The 17,167-nt window shown below is 67.4% G+C and carries 16 protein-coding genes; 8 read left to right on the forward strand and 8 right to left on the reverse strand.

What is annotated here, in order from left to right; translation table 11 throughout:
- A partial coding sequence (locus tag AB4Y86_RS01720; RefSeq protein ID WP_441399706.1) for a hypothetical protein occupies positions 1 to 349 on the forward strand: 349 nt, incomplete at its 5' end.
- Here the strand turns inward: AB4Y86_RS01720 and AB4Y86_RS01725 are convergent.
- Complete coding sequence (locus AB4Y86_RS01725) at positions 312 to 1,505, reverse strand: GAF domain-containing sensor histidine kinase (RefSeq protein ID WP_441399707.1); 1,194 nt, start codon at positions 1,503 to 1,505, stop codon at positions 312 to 314. The two genes, AB4Y86_RS01720 and AB4Y86_RS01725, sit on opposite strands and share 38 nt — an antisense overlap.
- 57 nt (positions 1,506 to 1,562) lie before the next feature.
- Positions 1,563 to 2,426 (reverse strand): response regulator transcription factor, encoded by an 864-nt coding sequence (locus AB4Y86_RS01730; RefSeq protein WP_441399708.1) that lies wholly within the window; start codon positions 2,424 to 2,426, stop codon positions 1,563 to 1,565.
- Positions 2,427 to 2,741: 315 nt separating this feature from the next.
- Here AB4Y86_RS01730 and AB4Y86_RS01735 point away from each other — a divergent pair, with 315 nt between their 5' ends.
- Positions 2,742 to 3,122: a hypothetical protein gene (locus tag AB4Y86_RS01735; protein ID WP_441399709.1), complete on the forward strand. Its 381-nt coding sequence runs from the start codon at positions 2,742 to 2,744 to the stop codon at positions 3,120 to 3,122.
- Between the two features lie 71 nt (positions 3,123 to 3,193).
- On the opposite strand, the gene AB4Y86_RS01740 is transcribed toward AB4Y86_RS01735, so the two are convergent.
- Positions 3,194 to 4,099 (reverse strand): MSMEG_6728 family protein, encoded by a 906-nt coding sequence (locus AB4Y86_RS01740; protein WP_441399710.1) that lies wholly within the window; start codon positions 4,097 to 4,099, stop codon positions 3,194 to 3,196.
- Positions 4,100 to 4,244: 145 nt separating this feature from the next.
- Here AB4Y86_RS01740 and AB4Y86_RS01745 point away from each other — a divergent pair, with 145 nt between their 5' ends.
- Positions 4,245 to 4,817: a hypothetical protein gene (locus AB4Y86_RS01745; RefSeq protein WP_441399711.1), complete on the forward strand. Its 573-nt coding sequence runs from the start codon at positions 4,245 to 4,247 to the stop codon at positions 4,815 to 4,817.
- Positions 4,818 to 4,942: 125 nt separating this feature from the next.
- On the opposite strand, the gene AB4Y86_RS01750 is transcribed toward AB4Y86_RS01745, so the two are convergent.
- Complete coding sequence (locus AB4Y86_RS01750; RefSeq protein WP_441399712.1) at positions 4,943 to 5,593, reverse strand: transglycosylase family protein; 651 nt, start codon at positions 5,591 to 5,593, stop codon at positions 4,943 to 4,945.
- 220 nt (positions 5,594 to 5,813) lie between these two features.
- Entirely contained in the window at positions 5,814 to 8,369 is a 2,556-nt protein-coding gene (uvrA, locus tag AB4Y86_RS01755) for an excinuclease ABC subunit UvrA (protein WP_441399713.1), read from the reverse strand.
- Between the two features lie 66 nt (positions 8,370 to 8,435).
- On the opposite strand from uvrA, the gene AB4Y86_RS01760 reads away from it, so the two are divergent.
- Positions 8,436 to 9,512, forward strand: a complete 1,077-nt coding sequence (locus AB4Y86_RS01760) for an adenosine deaminase (protein ID WP_441399714.1) — start codon at positions 8,436 to 8,438, stop codon at positions 9,510 to 9,512.
- Between the two features lie 71 nt (positions 9,513 to 9,583).
- Here AB4Y86_RS01760 and AB4Y86_RS01765 read toward each other — a convergent pair whose 3' ends face one another.
- Positions 9,584 to 10,558 carry an aldo/keto reductase gene (locus AB4Y86_RS01765; protein WP_441399715.1) on the reverse strand — a complete coding sequence of 325 codons (975 nt, stop codon included), beginning with the start codon at positions 10,556 to 10,558 and terminating at the stop codon, positions 9,584 to 9,586.
- Positions 10,559 to 10,803: 245 nt separating this feature from the next.
- Here AB4Y86_RS01765 and AB4Y86_RS01770 point away from each other — a divergent pair, with 245 nt between their 5' ends.
- On the forward strand, positions 10,804 to 11,661 hold the full coding sequence (locus AB4Y86_RS01770) for a pullulanase X25 domain-containing protein (RefSeq protein WP_441399716.1): 858 nt from the start codon (positions 10,804 to 10,806) through the stop codon (positions 11,659 to 11,661).
- Between the two features lie 401 nt (positions 11,662 to 12,062).
- Here the strand turns inward: AB4Y86_RS01770 and AB4Y86_RS01775 are convergent, their stop codons facing one another.
- Entirely contained in the window at positions 12,063 to 13,295 is a 1,233-nt protein-coding gene (locus AB4Y86_RS01775) for a mechanosensitive ion channel family protein (protein WP_441399717.1), read from the reverse strand.
- Positions 13,296 to 13,519: 224 nt separating this feature from the next.
- Here AB4Y86_RS01775 and AB4Y86_RS01780 point away from each other — a divergent pair, with 224 nt between their 5' ends.
- A complete protein-coding gene (locus AB4Y86_RS01780; RefSeq protein WP_441399718.1) occupies positions 13,520 to 14,221 on the forward strand; it encodes a hypothetical protein in 702 nt (233 codons plus the stop codon).
- Positions 14,222 to 14,304: 83 nt separating this feature from the next.
- On the opposite strand, the gene AB4Y86_RS01785 is transcribed toward AB4Y86_RS01780, so the two are convergent.
- On the reverse strand, positions 14,305 to 14,568 hold the full coding sequence (locus tag AB4Y86_RS01785) for a YegP family protein (protein WP_441399719.1): 264 nt from the start codon (positions 14,566 to 14,568) through the stop codon (positions 14,305 to 14,307).
- A gap of 266 nt (positions 14,569 to 14,834) precedes the next feature.
- Here AB4Y86_RS01785 and AB4Y86_RS01790 point away from each other — a divergent pair, with 266 nt between their 5' ends.
- Together AB4Y86_RS01790 and AB4Y86_RS01795 are read left to right on the forward strand one after the other, a co-directional pair.
- Positions 14,835 to 15,728, forward strand: a complete 894-nt coding sequence (locus AB4Y86_RS01790) for a VOC family protein (RefSeq protein WP_441399720.1) — start codon at positions 14,835 to 14,837, stop codon at positions 15,726 to 15,728.
- A 302-nt stretch (positions 15,729 to 16,030) separates the two neighbouring features.
- The coding region (locus AB4Y86_RS01795) for an MFS transporter (RefSeq protein WP_441399721.1) at positions 16,031 to 17,167 on the forward strand (1,137 nt) is incomplete at its 3' end.

The following is a 17,167-nucleotide window of genomic DNA, read 5'->3' on the forward strand; positions in this document are numbered from 1 at the left end:
CTTCCTCGACAGCCTGCCCCGCAGGGTGGCGTGCGTCCACAGCAGCCTGCGGGACGGCAAGGCCGAGCGCGCATTGGTCGCTGTCCTCAGTGTGGCGACCTCGGCGGCGATGGCCGGAGCAGTTCAGCTGGAGGGCCGCAGCCGGGCCGTCGAGCGGAATATCCGCGCCGGTGACCTGACGGCAGCCAAGGCCGCTGCGGGCGAACTCGACTCCACCATCGCTGACTTCGCGCACCACGTCAACAAACTCGTYAGCTCCGCGAATCCTCGGAATCCTCGCGCCAGGAGCTCCGAACTAGGACCAGGACGCCCTAGCCGTACGGCCCAACCGGGGACGCCGGCAGTCTGACGGAGACGACCGTACCGCCGTCGGGGCCCGAACTGATCCACAAGCTGCCGCCGTGGGCGTTGGCGATCCGGAGGCAGGTCGCCAGCCCCAGTCCGGAACCGGGCGGGTCGTCCTCGCGGTGCAACCGGACCAGCGGTTGAGTGACACGTTCCCAATCCGCCATAGGAATACCCTTGCCGTTATCCGCTACCTGAATCTCAACGCCGTCGGCAATGGCTTCGGCCCTGACCAGGATCCGGGGCCGCAGACCGGGGCAGCGGTAGGTGACGGCGTTGTGGATGAGGTTCTGCAAGAGCATGCGAAGCTGTTCGGCGTCGGCGCGGAGAACGAAGTCCGAGACTTCGATGTCGGCATCGACTTCGCTGAGGCTCGAGCGCAGGTCCTCCTCCACGTCGCGGACCAGTGCCAGCAGGGACACATCACCGCAGCGGAGGGCGCCGCCGATCCGGGAAAAGGACAAAATGTCGTCCACCATGGCCAGCATCCGGCGTGATGTCCGGCCAATGATGCCGAGTTCCTCTGCGTCCGCGGAGCTTCTGAGCTCACCCAACTCGGTGAACCCGATGATACTGGTCAGCGGGTTCCGTAGATCGTGACTGATCCGTCCGGCGAATGACTCCAGCAGCTTGTTGCTGGTCCGGGCCTCTTCAAGGGCCCGGTCAAGCATCCGGGCGTGATGTTGGAGTTCGAGGACTTCGACGACCTGCGAGGCGATGATCTCAAGCGCCAGCGTCCGTTCAGCCGAGAGCTCGGCCGGGGCATGCGAGAAGAGGCAGAGCGAGCCCAGCACGAATCCATCTGTCGTGGTGAGCGGCACCGACGCGTAGAACCGGACGGCGGCAAGCTTTCCCGTGACAAATGGATGGTCCCGGAACATGGGATCCCGCGAGGCGTCCGGGACCACCGTTGTCCTGCCGCTGAGGAAGACGCGGCTGCACATTGAATCTTCGCGGGAACACATGCCGGGATCGATCCCCACAGCGGCAATGTGGTGTTGCTGATCGGCCGTGATGATGTTGACGACGCCGAACGGAATGCCGGTGGTTGTGGTGGCAAGGACGAGTAGCTTCCGGAGCTGCCCCATCGTGTCCGGGACGCGTGCGCCGCTGTTCTCCGGGAGCGGTTCGAGGCGCGGTAGCCCGTACCCCGCCAGCATGGACTGACGGGCGGCCTCATCCTGCGCTTCGACCTGGACGGACGGTGTAGTTGACAGCTACCCCACCGCTTCCGCTGGCGCCATCCGGTAACCAACGCCGCGCACCGTGCGGATGAACCGTGGTTCGCGGCCCTTGTCGCCCAGCTTTTTGCGCAGGTTGCCGATGTGTACCTCGACGAGGTGCTCATCCATGGGCCACTCCGTGCCCCACACCTTGGTGAGGAGCGCCTTTCGGGTCCACACGCGGCGGGGGGCGCAGGCGAGTGCTTCGAGAAGATCAAATTCCGTGCGCGTCAACACCAGTTCGGTGCCGTCCAGCGACGCGGTCCGGCCCTCGACCTCGACGACCAGCGGGCCGTGCCGGACGACGCCGTCGGCCTCGTCGCGCCGCGGATCGGGTTCCGGCGCCGCGGCGGCGCCCGAAACGACGGCGGGAGCGCCGGAGGCGGCGGCGGGAGCGACGTCTCCGGCCCGGCGTCCCGGGTTGTGGTGGGCTTCGTCCGGCGTGGCGCCAGCGGCGCGGGGCATGAAGTCTGAGGCGCGGCGTTGCGGCGTGGGCCTTTGCGGAGTGGGCCGGTGGCGGCGGAGCACGGCCGTGATCCGAGCCTGGACGGTCCGGGGGCTGAACGGTTTGCTGATGAAGTCGTCCGCGCCGATTTCCAGGCCCATCAACTCATCAATCTCGTCGCCCCGGGCCGTGATCATGATGACGTAAGCGTCGGAGAACTTGCGCAGTCGGCGGCAGACTTCCACGCCGTCCAAATCGGGAAGATTGAGGTCCAGGGTGACAAGGTCCGGACCATATTCCTGGATGCCCAGCAGCGCCTCAGCGCCGGTGCCGGCTTCGGAAACGGCGAAGCCCTGCATCTCCAGCGTCCGGCGAATCAGCAGGCGAATATCGGCGTCGTCATCTATAACCACAGCGCGGAGCTGACTGACCGGACCGAACATAACCCCAGCTTCTCAGACAAAGAGACTTTGTCCCTGCTATCACATGAGTCACAAGGTGTGACACGAACCACATACAACACACTGGACTCTACGTTAACGCGGTTTTCTTGAGCAAATGTTGAAGTTTTACCCGGGTTCGCGTTGAAAACGGACTGCCAAACTGGGAGCTGCCAGATGAACCGCCCAAACAGGGAGTAAGCAGTGAACGTCGCCCGGCCCGTACCGCCAGCCCCGCGGGCTTCGCCCGTACGGCGCGAGCGGTTGCGTCGGCTGTTTGCGGTGCCCGTGGCCCTGGCCCTGGTGCTGGGCGCCCCTGGGCTTGCCTATGCTGCCTTCACCGCTGGCACCAACGCCTCCCTGAGCGTCGGGACCTACACGATTCCCGCCCCCGCATCAGTCAATGGCACACTCCAGTGCACCAACGATCGCGGACAAAAGGGTGCCAGCATCACTTTTACGTCAGTGAGCGCGGTCGACCGCGCCACCGGATATACAGCGACGCTGACGCCGCCGACTGGAGCACCGTCCCTAGTCCCGATTGCCGCTGGGGGCAAGGTCCAGGTCACCATGTATTCCGGCAGCGGCAAGGGAAAATATACCTTCACGGTGTCCGCTCAGGTCGGGTCGTGGACCGGACCTGAGTTTAAACAAACCGCGATCTGCTGACCAGCCCGGCGCGGACCGGACCGGACCGGCTCCGCGGCGCCTCCGCCCGAAGCCGGGGCCCGGCCGTCAGGTCAGCGGGCAGCGATCGGGAAGAACACCCGCGGGTCCTGCAGCAGTGCCGGGTAGTCGAAGTCCCGGCGCGCCAGGATCTCACTGACCTGGAAATTGCGGGCGAACTTGCTGTCCACCGTGACGGGACGGCCCTGCACCTCGCCGACGGCGAATGACTGGCCGCCGTCGAACGGGATCGCCACGACGGACTTCCCGGGCAGCGTGGTGAAAGCCTCTTCCTGCGCCAGCCGCTTGCGCGTGGGCTTCTTCACCAGCGGCTTGGCGGGGCGCTTGCGGGCGTTCTTGTCCGGCCTGCGGGAAGGGTTGTCCGCGTAGACAAACTGGTAGTCGTCGTCGGCAGCGCTGGCGGCCCTGGTGCCCCGCACCGGCGGCAGGCTGATGGTGTCCAGTTGCTGCGGGTCGGTGTCGCCCAGCGGCAGGCGGAGGACCCACATGCGGTCGCCGGCGGGATCTTCCGGCAGCAGCTCGTGCTTGGGTTCGGGCCAGACATACTCAAGGTCCGGGTCCGTGCCAGGGAACACCGAGGCGTAGAACCGGTGGTCCTTGGCCAGCAGCCGGGAGCGGTGGCTGAGGTGGAAGTCCGGGTTCCCCAGCCAGTAGGGCATCGGAATCTTGGCAGCGTAGTCCGGGTGCGCTGCCTGCGGAGCGAACTCCATGATCTTGTCCCGGGTGGTGTCCTCGCCGCCCCGGGCGGTCCATTCGTCCACCACGGCCAGACCGTACATGGTCAGCGCGGGGACATGGCCCATCCACATCCGGACGGCCGGGTGGGACTGCCAGCCGTACTCGGGAATCACCAGCGCGCGCAGCATTTGCAACGCTTCGACACGCTGCTTGCCGAGCCGCACGCGGTCAAGGGCCGCGGCGCTCTGCCGGAAATCGGGGAAAGGGAGGAAAGTCTGCATCTCTCCAGTTTGGGGCCACCGGGCCGCAACGCCAATTGCTGGGGCTCGCCGGTGAGCGCGTTCACACCGCGAAATGCTACAGACAGTTCCCAGCTGCGGGCTCTATCATTTATGGGAACCACCACTGCCGCCCGGAAGACCCGCCATGACCTTTGAAGCAGCGGCGCCCTTTGCGCCCAAATACGGACAAATGCTCGGACCGGAGGCCAACGGCATCCTGGTCCTCGAAGAATTCACGCTGAACCCTGCCGAGGCCCGCAAGGAGCAGAGCGGCTTCCGCGCGGCCCTGGCCTCGATGGCTCTGACCATGCGGCGGCTGATGGCGTTCCGGCTCCTCATCGCCCTCGTCGCCATCGCCAACCTGCCACTCTTCCTGCTCTCCAGCGGCTGGGAAATCTACGTCATCTCGCTGACGCTGGTGGTGGCCGTCCACGCGGCCGTGTCCTGGCTGAACCGGCATGAGCCCAAGTTGCGGCAGCGCCGGTTGCTCGAACTTCACCTGCACCGGGAGCGTAGCGCCAACTACCGCAAGGTCCGCGACGCGGTGAAGTACGTGATCGACACCCCCGCCCGGATGAACGAACAGCTTTACCTGGAACTGCTCGCGGCCAAGCGGGTCGCACTGCACCTCGCCCAGGGCACCGTGGCCCTGCTGGACACCAGCGACGACGCCGCCTGGAAGGTCCGCATCGTCCGCGAACTCCCGCGGGCCGTTTGACCGCCTAGAAAATTAAACGACGACGCCGGAGCCGCCCCCAAGGGCGCCCCGGCGTCGTCGTTTTTAATCACACTGCTGTTCGAGCACACTGCGTCAGTCATTCCGCTGCAGCGCAGGCCGCCACTTTAGGCCGGGAGCTGCAGGACCTGGCCGGTGAGCACCAGGTTCGGATTGCTGATGGTGGCCGCGTTGGCGTCGGCCAGGGTCTGCCAGCCGCCCTTGATGTTGAGCTGGTCAGCGATCTTGCTCAGGCTATCGCCGCTCTGGACCGTGTAGGTCTGGCCGCTCAGGGCCACCGCGGCGACGTGCCGCGGCGCCGCCTGAACGGGTGCCGCCTGGACCGGGGCGGCCTGGGCCGGCGCATACCGGACCGGTGCGGGCGTTTGGACCGGTGCGGCGGCAGGGGCCGCGGCCGCGCCTCCGCTCAGGCCCAGCTTGGCGGCGCAGGCAGGCCACGCTCCCCAGCCCTGGCTGGCCTGGACATTTTGCGCCACCGCGATCTGCTGTTCGCGGCTGGCGGAGGCCGCCGTGCCGGTGCCGCCGTGGGCCGCCCACGTGCTCTGGCTGAACTGCAGGCCGCCCGAGTAGCCGTTGCCGGTGTTGGTGCTCCAGTTGCCGCCGCTCTCGCACTGGGCCAGCGAGTCCCAGGTGGAAGTGGGCGTGGCGGTGGGGATGGCCGCGCTTGCCGCCGTGGCGGAGAGGGCGACGCCGGCAGCCGAGATGGCTGCCAAGGTGGCTCCGCGGCGCGCGACAGTAGTGAGGGTTGAGGTCTTCATGGTTTCAGCTGCTCCTGAGGGCCACCGGCGCTCGGTCCGTCCCCGGACGTTATCGCGACTCTGCCCGCCCCTGACAATAGAGGTCATTTTCGGTGGCTACCGGTCGGGCAGATCATGGTGGAGGTAGCACCGGGCATGCAAACGCCCGACTGCGGGCATCCGTCCACGGTAAGGCAGGACGGGACGCAGATCAACCCCTACGGGGGTTTCGGGCGAACAATCAGCCGCCCAGCACCGCCGCCAGGTACGGCGCCGTTCTGCTGGTTTTGGAGCGCGCGACGACGGCCGGTTCCCCGGCGGCGACGATCTTGCCGCCGGCGTCGCCCCCCGCCGGGCCCAGATCGATGACCCAGTCCGCGGCGGCCACTACGTCCATCTCGTGCTCCACCACCACCACCGTATTGCCCGCGTCCACCAGGCGCTGCAGCTGCGCCATCAGGAGTTCGACGTCGGCCGGGTGCAGTCCTGTGGTGGGCTCGTCCAGCAGGTAGAGCGAGTGCCCGCGTTGGGCCCGCTGCAGCTCGGTGGCGAGCTTGATGCGCTGTGCCTCCCCGCCGGAGAGCTCGGTGGCGGGCTGGCCCAGCCGGAGGTAGCCCAAGCCCACCTCGCGCAGGGTCTGCAGGGCGCGCGCAGCGGCGGGGACCTCGGCCAGGAACTCGGCGGCGGTGTTGACCGTCATGCCCAGCACTTCGGCCACGTTCCTGCCCCGGTAGCTGACTTTTAGGGTTTCCGGGTTGTAGCGCGAACCGTGGCACACCGGGCACGGGCCGTAGCTGCCGGGAAGGAAGAGCAGTTCGACGGCCACGAACCCCTCGCCCTGGCAGGTGTCGCAGCGGCCGCCGGCCACGTTGAAGGAGAAGCGTCCGGCGCCGTAGCCGCGCGCCTTTGCCTCGTCCGTGGCGGCGAATTCCTTGCGGACGGCGTCGAACAGCCCGGTGTAGGTGGCGAGGTTGGACCGAGGGGTGCGGCCGATCGGCTTCTGGTCGACCCTCACCAGCCGGTCGATCTGCTCCAGCCCGGACACCGGACCGACGCTCAGCGGGGCGCCGGGCTCGACGTCATCCGGTGACTCCTCCGCTGCTGCGGCGGCGTCCGGGTGCAGCCAGGCGCCGGCGACCTCGGCGAGGACCTGGCTGACCAGCGTCGACTTGCCCGAGCCGGACACGCCGGTCACTGCCGTCAGCACGCCGAGCGGGAAGCTGGCATCGAGGTCCTGGAGGTTGTGCCTGCTGATGTCGCGCAGCTCGAGCCAGCCGGCAGGCTCGCGGCGGGCGTGCTTCCCGCCGTCGTGCGTCTGCTGGCGGGCGCCGTCCGGGAACAGGTACGGCCGGGTCACGGACGCCTCCACGTCGGCCAGCCCGGCCACCGGCCCGCTGTAGAGCACCTCCCCGCCGCCCTCACCGGCGCGCGGGCCCACGTCCACCAGCCAGTCGGCGCGGCGGACCACGTCCATGTTGTGCTCCACCACGAACACCGAGTTCCCCGAGGACTTGAGTTGGTCCAGCACGGCCAGGAGAGGCTCGGCGTCGGCCGGGTGCAGGCCTGCGGAGGGCTCGTCGAGCACGTAGATCACGCCGAAGAGCCCGGAACGCAGCTGCGTGGCAATCCGCAGGCGCTGCATCTCGCCGGGGGAGAGGGTAGGGGTGGAGCGGCCCAGCGCGAGGTAGCCCAGGCCAAGGTCCACCAGCACGGTGACACGCTGCAGCAGGTCGCGGGTGATGGCGACGGCCACCTCGTTGCGCTCGCCGGAGGACTGGCCGGCCGGGAGCCGGCGCGACGCCGTCCCGGCCTCGGTGAGTTCGGCGGTGGGCCTGATGATCTGGGTCAGCTCGGTCATCGGCACGGCGTTGAGCTCGGCGATGGTGCGGCCGGCGAACGTGACGGCCAGGGCCTCCGGGCGCAAGCCGCTGCCGCCGCAGCGGGGGCACGGGCCGGTTTCCATAAAGCGCAGCACCTTCTCGCGCATGGTGTTGCTCTTGGAGTCCGCCAGGGTATGCAGCACGTAGCTGCGGGCGCTCCAGAAGCGGCCCTTGTACGGTTTGGCCACGCGGTCGCGCTGCGGCGTCACCTCCACCACGGGCTGTTCCTCGGTGAAGAGAATCCAGTCGCGCTCCTTTTTGGGTAGCTTCCGCCACGGCGTGTCGACGTCGTAGCCCAGATGGGTGAGCACGTCGCGCAGGTTCTTGCCCTGCCAGGCGCCGGGCCACGCGGCGATCGCGCCGTCGCGGATGCTCAACGAGGGGTCCGGAACCAGTGAGGACTCGGTGACGGTGTGGGCGATGCCCAGGCCGTGGCATTCCGGGCAGGCGCCGGCGGCGGTGTTGGGCGAGAACGCGTCGGAGTCCAGCGGCGCGGCGCCTTCGGGGTAGCTGCCGGCGCGGGAGAAGAGCATGCGCAGTGAGTTGGACAACGTCGTCACCGTGCCCACGGTGGAGCGGGAGCTGGGGGTGCCGCGGCGTTGCTGGAGCGCGACGGCGGGCGGCAGCCCGGTGATCAGCTCCACCTTCGGGTTGTGGCCCTGCTGGATCAGCCGCCGGGCGTAGGGCGCCACGGATTCGAAGTACCGGCGCTGGGCCTCCGCGTAAATGGTGCCGAAGGCCAGCGACGACTTGCCGGAGCCGGAGACGCCGGTAAAGGCGACGATCGCGTCGCGCGGCACGTCAACGTCCACGTTGCGCAGGTTGTTCTCCCGGGCGCCGCGGACCCGGACAAAGCCGTCAGTAGGATGGTCCGGCACCAGGCCGGCTGAATCGGAAGCCTGCTGATTGTTCTGCATCTGTTCGACTCTATCCGGCGCGGCTTCCGGCGGCCTATCGCGTTCCGGCGRGCATATCCTTACCGAATGGAAACTTACGACGGCGGCGCCCGGGCGCCGCAGGCAGAGCTGGAGGCTGAAGGCGTCCCCGAGTTCGCCGAAATCCCCGAGGAAGTCCACGCCGCTTTACCGGTCGCGGAACTGCACCTGCACCTCGAGGGCACGCTGGAACCGGAGCTGATCTTCGCGCTCGCCGAACGCAACGGGATTGCCCTGCCGTACGCGGACCTCGCCGAGCTCCGCGCCCGCTACGAGTTCACGGACCTGCAGTCATTCCTGGACCTGTACTACGCCAACATGGCCGTGCTGCGGACCGAGCAGGACTTCGCGGACATGACCCGCGCCTATCTGACCCGGGCCGCGGCCGCCGGAGTGCGGCATGCCGAGATCATGCTGGATCCGCAGGCGCACCTGTCCCGCGGGGTCGCCCTGGAGACCTGCGTCAACGGGGTCGCGTCGGTGCTGGCCGGCTCCGAGCAGGAGTTCGGCATCTCCACCCTGCTGATCGCCGCGTTCCTGCGCGACCAGCCGGAGGAGTCGGCGCTCGCGGTGCTGGAGCAGCTGCTGGCCATGAATGCGCCGATCGTCGGGATCGGGCTGGACTCGGCCGAGGTCGGCAATCCGCCGTCGAAGTTTGAACGGCTCTTCGCGCGGGCCAAGGACGCCGGGCTGCGGCGGATCGCGCACGCCGGCGAGGAGGGCCCGCCGTCGTACATCATCGAGGCGCTGGAGCTCCTGGACGTGGAGCGGATCGATCATGGCATCCGCTGCATGGAAGACCCGGAACTGGTGGAGCGCCTGGTGAACGAGCACCTGCCGCTGACCGTGTGCCCGCTCTCCAACGTTCGGCTCCGCGCGGTCGACACCCTGGCCGGGCACCCGCTGGCCGGCATGCTGGCGGCCGGGCTGAACGTCAGCGTGAACTCGGACGATCCGGCGTACTTCGGCGGCTACGTGGATGACAACTTTGCCCAGATTAAGTCCGTGATCGGCCTGTCCGAATTCGACTGTGTGCGCCTCGCGGCCAACTCCATCCGGTCCTCGTTCGCAAGCGAGGAACGCAAGACTGAGTTGCTCGCCGAACTCGCCGCCTCGGGACGCTAACCCCGTGTTGCCCTATCAGCTATGGTCGCCAAAACGGGCGGACGGCAGCCATAGCTGACAGGGCAACAGGGCTAAGCGTCGATGCTGCCCATGTCCGGGTACCGCGCGCCCGCCTCGTAGCCGGCCGGCGCCAGCTCATCGAGGCGGCTGAGGTCCTCGGCGGACAGCTCGACGTCGACAGCGCCCAGGTTCTCGCGCAGCCGCTCGCGCTTCTTGGTCCCCGGGATCGGCACGATGTGGCCGCCCTGGGCCAGCAGCCAGGCGAGGGCCAACTGCGCGGGGGTGCAGCCCTTCTCGGTGGCGAGTTCCGTGACCCGGTCCACGAGCTCGATGTTGCGGTTAAAGTTCTCGCCCTGGAAGCGGGGTGAGTGGCGGCGGAAATCGTTCTCGGCGAAGTCGTCCTCGCTGCGCAACTGGCCGGTGAGGAAGCCGCGGCCCAACGGGCTGTAAGGGACGAAGCCGATGCCCAGTTCGGCGAGGACCGGGAAGACCTTCGTCTCCGGCTCACGCTCCCACAGCGAGTATTCGGTTTGCAGGGCGGCGATGGGGTGCACGGCGTGGGCGCGGCGGATCGTGTCGGCGCTGGCTTCGGAGAGGCCCAGCTGCCGGACCTTGCCGGCCTGGACCAGCTCGGCCATGGCGCCCACGGTCTCCTCGATGGGCACGGTTTTGTCCACCCGGTGCTGGTAGTACAGGTCGATGTGGTCGACGCCGAGGCGCTGCAGGCTCGCGTCACACGCCGACCGGACGTACTCGGGTTTGCCGTTGATGCCTACCCAGGAGCCGTCTTCGCGGCGTTCGTTGCCGAATTTGGTGGCCAGCACGACGTCGTCGCGCTGCCCGGCGATGGCCCCGCCCACCAGCTTTTCGTTGGTGAATGGCCCGTACATGTCGGCGGTGTCCAGCAGGGTTCCGCCGGCGTCGAGGAAGGCATGGATGGTGGCCACGGACTCCTGCTCGTTGCCCTGACCGTAAAACTCGCTCATGCCCATGCAGCCCAGGCCGAGGGCCGAGACGGTGAGCGGTCCGAGGGTACGTGTTTCCATAGGGATCTCCTGAACCAGAGGGGGATGTGGTGCCGTGGATGCCCGAGGGGCGGCTCGGCCAGAGGGGCTGCGGCGATCAGGCCACTCTAGCCAGCCTGCTTGCCGCGGGCAACGGTTTCCCGGGTTGTCATCGTCTTCCGGGCCGTCATAGTGGGACACGACGCAAAGAGTTAACCTCATCCGGTCGCGTAACCTGCCGAACCTTGGCAAAATGCAGGTGGATCAATTGCTTCTAAAGGAGACCCATGGGCGCGAACTCAGCGGAAAACACAAACCTTCGGCTTAAGGCCGTTTTGGACGTCCTGACCGAGGGGGTCTGGTCGGGCGAGAAGCTGAACGCCGGCGTCGTCCTGGGCGAGGCGATCGCGAGGGTGCCACTGAACGACCACGAGCGCGAACTGCTCAGCGGCGGCATTCCCCGCGGTCACAAGACGCTCACCACCGCCACGGCCAAGCTGGTCAAGGCCGGCTGGCTGGTCAAGGGCCGCTCCGGCTGGACCATCACCGAGGACGGCCAGCGCGCCACGGTTGCCTTCGCCGATCCCGCCGCTTTCACCGCCGCGCTCGACGCCGGTACCCCGGTTCCGGCCGACACTCCGCTGCCGTCCGCCCCCGCGGGGAAGCCGGCGCCCAAGGCTGCGCCGAAGGCCGCCAAAGTCGCGGCCAAGGTGGCCGACAAGGCAGCCAAGCTGGTCGAAGAGGCCGTCGCTCCGGTCGCCAAGGCGGTCCGGAAACGGAAGACCCCGGAGGGCGCGGCCGCTGAAACTCAAGCGGAAACGCCAGCGACAGCCCCGGAGCCGATTGAGCAGCCCGCGGCCGTAGCCGTTGCCGGGGACTTCAACGTCCTGCTGGGCGCGCCCGGCAACTGGGCTCCGCAGTATGACGAGTCCCAGATGCAGCTGGATGAAGTGGACCAGCTCTGGAAGCTCGCCGCGGAGCTGCCGGCCGGTTCCTATAGCTTCAAGATCGCGATCAACCGCTCTTGGGACGAAAACTACGGTGCGTTCGGAGCGTTCGACGGCGCCAACCACGAGGTGCATCACCGCGGCGGTGTCCTGGTCATCCGCTACGACCACCGGACCCGCGACATCGTCATCGACTAGGCGCCGACACCCAAAGATCCAGCCGACCTGCGCCTCGTTAGCCCAGGCTCAGAACCGGGTGGGGTCCGGGCTGGGCGGAACGGGCGGCGGCGGGACCGGGCCCGGATCCGGGATCGGCAACGGACCGGGCGTGGGACTGGGTGTTGGGCTTGGACCCGGCGTGGGGACGGGCGCCGGCGGTGGCCCCGGATCCGGCGGGAACGGATCGCCGGGCTGCGGCTCCGGCGTTGTCGGGCCGGGTTCGGGCGGGAACGGGTCAGGACCAGGTGCCGGAGGGATCGTCATGGCTCCGATTATCGACCCACGTGGGCAGGCAGGGAAGACCCTGGCAGGGGAGACCTGCCAGAGAAGACCTGGCCGGCGAAGACCGGCCACGGAAGACCCTGCGCTCCCGAGCGTTACTAGTTCTTCTGCGCCGCGATCGACTTGTCCCGGTCCTCGAACACGTCTTCGCCGGGCCCGGTGAACGCGCGGGAGCGCTGCACAGCCTCGATGGAGCCGGTGAAGAGTTGCGAGTCGTGCGGGTCGGAGGGCATCCGCGCGGTGGTTTCGTCGGCGGCGGAGAGCCGGCCCGGCCGCTTCGCGGTGGGCCGGGCGGGGGTTGCCARCTGGGTGGAGGCCGTGGCGGACGGCATGGATTCGAGCCGGACGTGCGGCAGCGCCGTCGGGTGGTCCTGCTGCAGGAAGAGCACCAGCTCCTCGCGGATCAGGCACCGCAGGTCAAAGAGCGAGGCGCTGTCCCCGGCGCTGACCAGGATGCGCACCCGGACAAAGCCTGCCGTCGCGTCGGTGATCTGCAGGACGCCGACACGCTCGTCCCAGAGGTTGGTGCTGGCGAGTACCTTCTTGAGCTCGGCGCGCATGGCTTCCACCGGCGCGCGCCAGTCCAGGTCGAACTCCACGGTGCCCATCACTTCGGACTGGCGCCGGGTCCAGTTTTCGAACGGTGTGGTGGTGAAGTAGGTGGAGGGCAGGATCAGCCGGCGGTCGTCCCAGATGTGGACCACCACGTAGGTCAGTGTGATTTCCTCGATCCGGCCCCATTCCTTCTGGACCACGACGACGTCGTCCACCCGGATTGCGTCCGTGAATGCGAGCTGGAGGCCGGCGAAGACGTTGACCAGCGAGGTCTGCGCGGCGAGGCCGGCCACGATCGAGATCACACCGGCGGAGGCCAACAGGCCGGCACCGAGGGCCTGGATGGCGGGGAATGTCAGCATGATGCTGCCCAGCGCCACCACCGCGATCAGCGCGACACCGATCCGCCGGGCCATGATCACCTGGGTGCGGAGCCGCCGGGCACGCCGGTTGTCCGCCACATCCACGCGGTAGCGGGTCAGGATGACGGTTTCGATGACCAGCAGGACGGCGATCGCCAGCCAGGCCAGCGAAGCGATCAAGGCGATCACCAGGGCATGGTCCACGTTGCGGCGCCAGTCGGCGTCGTCGGTGGTCATGCTCAGCGCGATCCGGACCCCGATCAGGCAGAGCGCAAAGCGCAACGGAAGCCGTGCCTCCCGTGAGGTCTCGCGGAGTGCCTCCTGCTTGCGGTTGAGACGGAGGACGATGCGGCGGACCAGCCACGAGGCGACCAGCCCGGCGGCCACGGCGAGGACTACAGCGATACAGGGCATAGCGGAGCTTAGAAATTCTTGCATTACTTTCAGGTCTAGCAAGCTTCGCCTAATCAACTGAAATCGGTGGAATGTCAACGTGGGCCTGGTCACCCAGGGCCGTTCCGGACCGCCCCGGGCGCCAGTGCGCACGGCCGCCGGCCGATTCGGGACCTAGTGCCCTTGATTCGGCGGCTGAATCCCCGAGAATGAGGCAAGTACTTGCATCTTTGGGGGAGGGTGACATGGGTCGCGCCGCGTTATTGACTGCCGCGGTTGGACTGGTCCTGGCGCTGGCGGCCTGCGGCGTTCTCGGCACGGCGCCACCCAGCACTACGGCGGAGACGTCACCCGCCGCGTCCCCAGCCTCCGAATCCACAACGCCGTCGGGCTGGCAGACGTTCACGACGTCGGACGGGCTGGCCTTCGACTACCCGCCGGACTGGACCGCCAGGGATCCCGGCGACGCCCTGGGCGGGGCGTCCGTGGACGTCACGAACGCGGCAGGGAAACCGATGGCCCACTTGCGGACCAACATCGTCACCGGTGCGGAATGCAGCGAGCAGTACCCGTATCGGGTGTTCGATTCGCAAGCTGTCCAGGCGCTGGCGCGACCGGGCGCCGCGGACCGCACGGTGCCGCGCTACGTCTTCGAATCGCGCGGGGACGGCACCGGGCCGATTCAGACGCAAACGACGACGGCCGCCTACGGGATCACCATGATGCCCGAGGAATCCGGGTCGCTCGCGTGCCCGATGTTCCTAATGTTCCTGTGGCCGCCGAGCGGGGCCTTGTTTGGCAGCGCCTACAACCCGGCCAACAATCTCACCCCCGGGGAGGCCTCGCTGCCTTACCTGGAGAAGGCGAAGCTCTACGCCGGTACCCCGGAGTACCGGGAGATCCGGACGATGATCACGTCGCTGCGGCCGGCTAAGACGGCCGGGTAAGGCATCGATCTGGCCCGGGGCGCGTCTGGAGCGCGCGAGGGCCCGCCCGGCTACGAGCCGGGCGGGCCCTTATCGGAACCGATTCACACCGCGGGGAGGTGCCTCCGCCGGTGGGAGTGCTGCTGCGCCGGTTGGCTGCCTCTTGTCCAGGCGGCGCCCCAGGGGGTGGCGTGCGATTCCCTGATCAGCCCGGTGCCGGCGCACTCGCGGACAGCCATAATGCCGTCTGCGGCGGCGCGCTTGTCCTGGAAAGCCTTTGAGACGGCCAGCACTGTGCCATCCGCGCCCAGCAGGCGGAACCGGACGTTCGATTCTGCGTCGGTGAAGATCTCGAATTGCCCTGCCATGTCTTTATCCTTTCAGCGTTCCGGCGGGCGGCGCGGGGTGTCCGCTGCATGCCCGGTGCCGGAGGACTTCTATCCACCCTGCCCACCGCGCCCAGGGGACTAAAGGGGCGAAAGTCCCGGATGTTCCCAATGACGGGCGATCGCGGCGGACAAGCGCGGCTTTAGGATCGACTCTAGATAATCGATTTCCCTTACGATAGTGTTTTATTTGATACGAAATGCAAAAACTTGAGATCGCGGAAGTGCGCGAGGAACAGGAGACAAGGATGTCTTGGGGATTGATCAGTGCCATGGGGCACATCGGCATTCAGACGACGAAACTCGAGGACTCGGTGTTCGACGCAACCCAGATCCTCGGGCTCCGGGAAACCGAGCGGACGGCGGGCGCGGTCTACCTCGCCGCCGGCAACGTGCACCATGAACTGGTCTACGTTGAGTCCGAAGTGGACGGTGTCGACAGCTTCGGCCTCGTGGCCCGGGACGGCGATGCGCTGCGGATCATCCGCAAGCGCGTGGAGGATGAGAATTTCCGGATCGTCAGCGAGAAACCCCGGAGTGCGGGCATCGAAGACGGGTTCTCCTTTGTGGGACCCGAGGGCTTCGTTTTCGAGATTTACGTCGGCATGCAGGAGAACCACGCGCCCCAGCTCTCGTTCGGCCCGGACCGCTATGGCCACATCAACTTCCACCCGCGGGATGTGGGCGGGATGATGAGGTTCCTGCATCGTGTCCTGGATTTTCGGCTCTCTGACGTAATCGGCGACGACTTTGCCTACTTCATGCGCTGCAACCCGGACCACCATGGCATCGCTCTGGTCCGCGGCGAGGGGACACTGCACCACCATGCGTGGCAGACCCAGAGCATCGCCGATCTGGGCAAGCTCGGCGACCGTTTGAACAAGCTGGGGCGGGACCTGATTTGGGGCCCGGTGCGCCACGGGGCGGGCCATAACATTGCCGCCTACTTCGTGGAAACCTCGGGCGCCGTCGTTGAGCTGTACACCGACCTGGAGCAGATCTACGACGATGCCAGGCCCCCGGTTGTCTGGGGCGAGGATGAGAACTGGTACAACATGTGGGGCCAATACCGCCCGCTCGACTTCCGCCAGCACGGGCTGGCTCCCGTGGACCTGCGCTCAGTTGGCGCCACACGCCGCTAGGAGTGAATAGCCGCCGTGCGGCCAGTCCACAGCGCCCACCAGAACGAAGTCCAGATAAAACACTTTTACAGGATTATGCGTAATCCATTTGATGGATGGGTGTGAGGCGCGTCATACTGGAGCCTGCCTGTGATGCAGCTCATGGTGGCCCTGACGGGCGCTCCTAAGAGAAACGAAATGAGCACATGCCCAACCCCAAAAGCACCCTGACACCCCTCGACCGGCCACACCCCGCTGTGGGTCCTGGTACCGAGCCCGCGACTGCTTCAGTCAAGGCATCGGACTCGCTAAATACGAAGAATATGCGTCGGATCCTCGGATCGAGCCTCGTTGGCAGCATCATCGAGTACTACGACTTCATTCTTTATGCCACCGCGGCCTCGCTGGTGTTCGACAAGGTCTTCTTTGCCAACCTCGGCCCGGGATTCGCGCTGTTCGCGTCCTTCGCCACCCTCGCGGTCGGCTACGTCGCACGCCCGCTCGGTGGCATAATCTTTGGCCATTTCGGCGACAGGATCGGCCGAAAACACGTGCTGGTGCTGTCGATGCTGCTCATGGGCGGCTCCACGGTGCTGATCGGCGTCCTGCCGACGACGGCGCAGATCGGGATCGCCGCGCCCGTGGTGCTCGTGTTGCTGCGGGTGGTCCAAGGCATAGCGGTCGGCGGTGAGTGGGGCGGAGCCACCTTGATGGCACTCGAACACGCCCCTGCGAAGAAGCGCGGGCTGGCGGCCTCCTTCGCCAATGCCGGCGGACCGGCCGGCGGCCTGCTGGCAACGCTGGTGGTTTCCGCTGTTTCCGCAGCCACAGGCGATCAGTTCCTGGTCTGGGGCTGGCGGCTTCCCTTCCTGTTCAGCGCGCTGCTGATCGTGGTCGGACTGGTCATCCGCCTCAAGGTGGCGGAGACCCCTGCCTTCCAGGAACTCAGCGCCAAAGCCGACCAGACCCGCCGGACCCCGCTGGTAGAGGTGCTGCGCAGCCACCCCCGCGCCGTCGTCGTCACCCTCGTGGCGACGCTGGGTTTCTATTGCTGCCAGGGCCTGCTCACCGTCTGGGGTGTGTCCGTGGCAGTCGCGAGCGGCGTGGACCGCTCTGAGGTGCTGAACTGGAAAGGTGCTGCGGCGGTCGTGACCGTGGCAGTCTGCTTCTACTCGGCCAGGCTAAGCGACCGGATCGGCCGCCGCGCCGTGCTCACGGGAGCCGGCATTGCCGCGGCGGTCCTGGCATATCCCTTGATCATGCTGGTCAGCTATGGGACGCTCTGGGGCTTCGCCACCGCCGTCGTGATCGGCAACGGGCTGCTTCAGGGAGCTCTCGGCGGACCTATCGGCGCCTACATCTCCGAGCAGTTCCCCACCGACGTCCGCTACACCGGGGCATCCCTTTCCTATCAGGGCGCCTCGATGATCGGCGCAGGCTTCACCCCGATGATAGCGACC

Origin of the sequence: Arthrobacter sp. 2YAF22_2 (assembly GCF_052114645.1) — a bacterium.
Classification (GTDB): Bacteria; Actinomycetota; Actinomycetes; order Actinomycetales; family Micrococcaceae; genus Arthrobacter.

Bases quoted from the DNA above. Each gene is read 5' to 3' on its own strand.
- AB4Y86_RS01725 (WP_441399707.1), bottom strand. From the start codon at position 1,505: ATGCTGGCGGGGTACGGGCTACCGCGCCTCGAACCGCTCCCGGAGAAC.
- AB4Y86_RS01740 (WP_441399710.1), bottom strand. From the start codon at position 4,099: ATGCAGACTTTCCTCCCTTTCCCCGATTTCCGGCAGAGCGCCGCGGCC.
- AB4Y86_RS01745 (WP_441399711.1), top strand. From the start codon at position 4,245: ATGACCTTTGAAGCAGCGGCGCCCTTTGCGCCCAAATACGGACAAATG.
- AB4Y86_RS01750 (WP_441399712.1), bottom strand. From the start codon at position 5,593: ATGAAGACCTCAACCCTCACTACTGTCGCGCGCCGCGGAGCCACCTTG.
- uvrA (WP_441399713.1), bottom strand. From the start codon at position 8,369: ATGCAGAACAATCAGCAGGCTTCCGATTCAGCCGGCCTGGTGCCGGAC.
- AB4Y86_RS01760 (WP_441399714.1), top strand. From the start codon at position 8,436: ATGGAAACTTACGACGGCGGCGCCCGGGCGCCGCAGGCAGAGCTGGAG.
- AB4Y86_RS01765 (WP_441399715.1), bottom strand. From the start codon at position 10,558: ATGGAAACACGTACCCTCGGACCGCTCACCGTCTCGGCCCTCGGCCTG.
- AB4Y86_RS01770 (WP_441399716.1), top strand. From the start codon at position 10,804: ATGGGCGCGAACTCAGCGGAAAACACAAACCTTCGGCTTAAGGCCGTT.
- AB4Y86_RS01780 (WP_441399718.1), top strand. From the start codon at position 13,520: ATGGGTCGCGCCGCGTTATTGACTGCCGCGGTTGGACTGGTCCTGGCG.
- AB4Y86_RS01785 (WP_441399719.1), bottom strand. From the start codon at position 14,568: ATGGCAGGGCAATTCGAGATCTTCACCGACGCAGAATCGAACGTCCGG.
- AB4Y86_RS01790 (WP_441399720.1), top strand. From the start codon at position 14,835: ATGTCTTGGGGATTGATCAGTGCCATGGGGCACATCGGCATTCAGACG.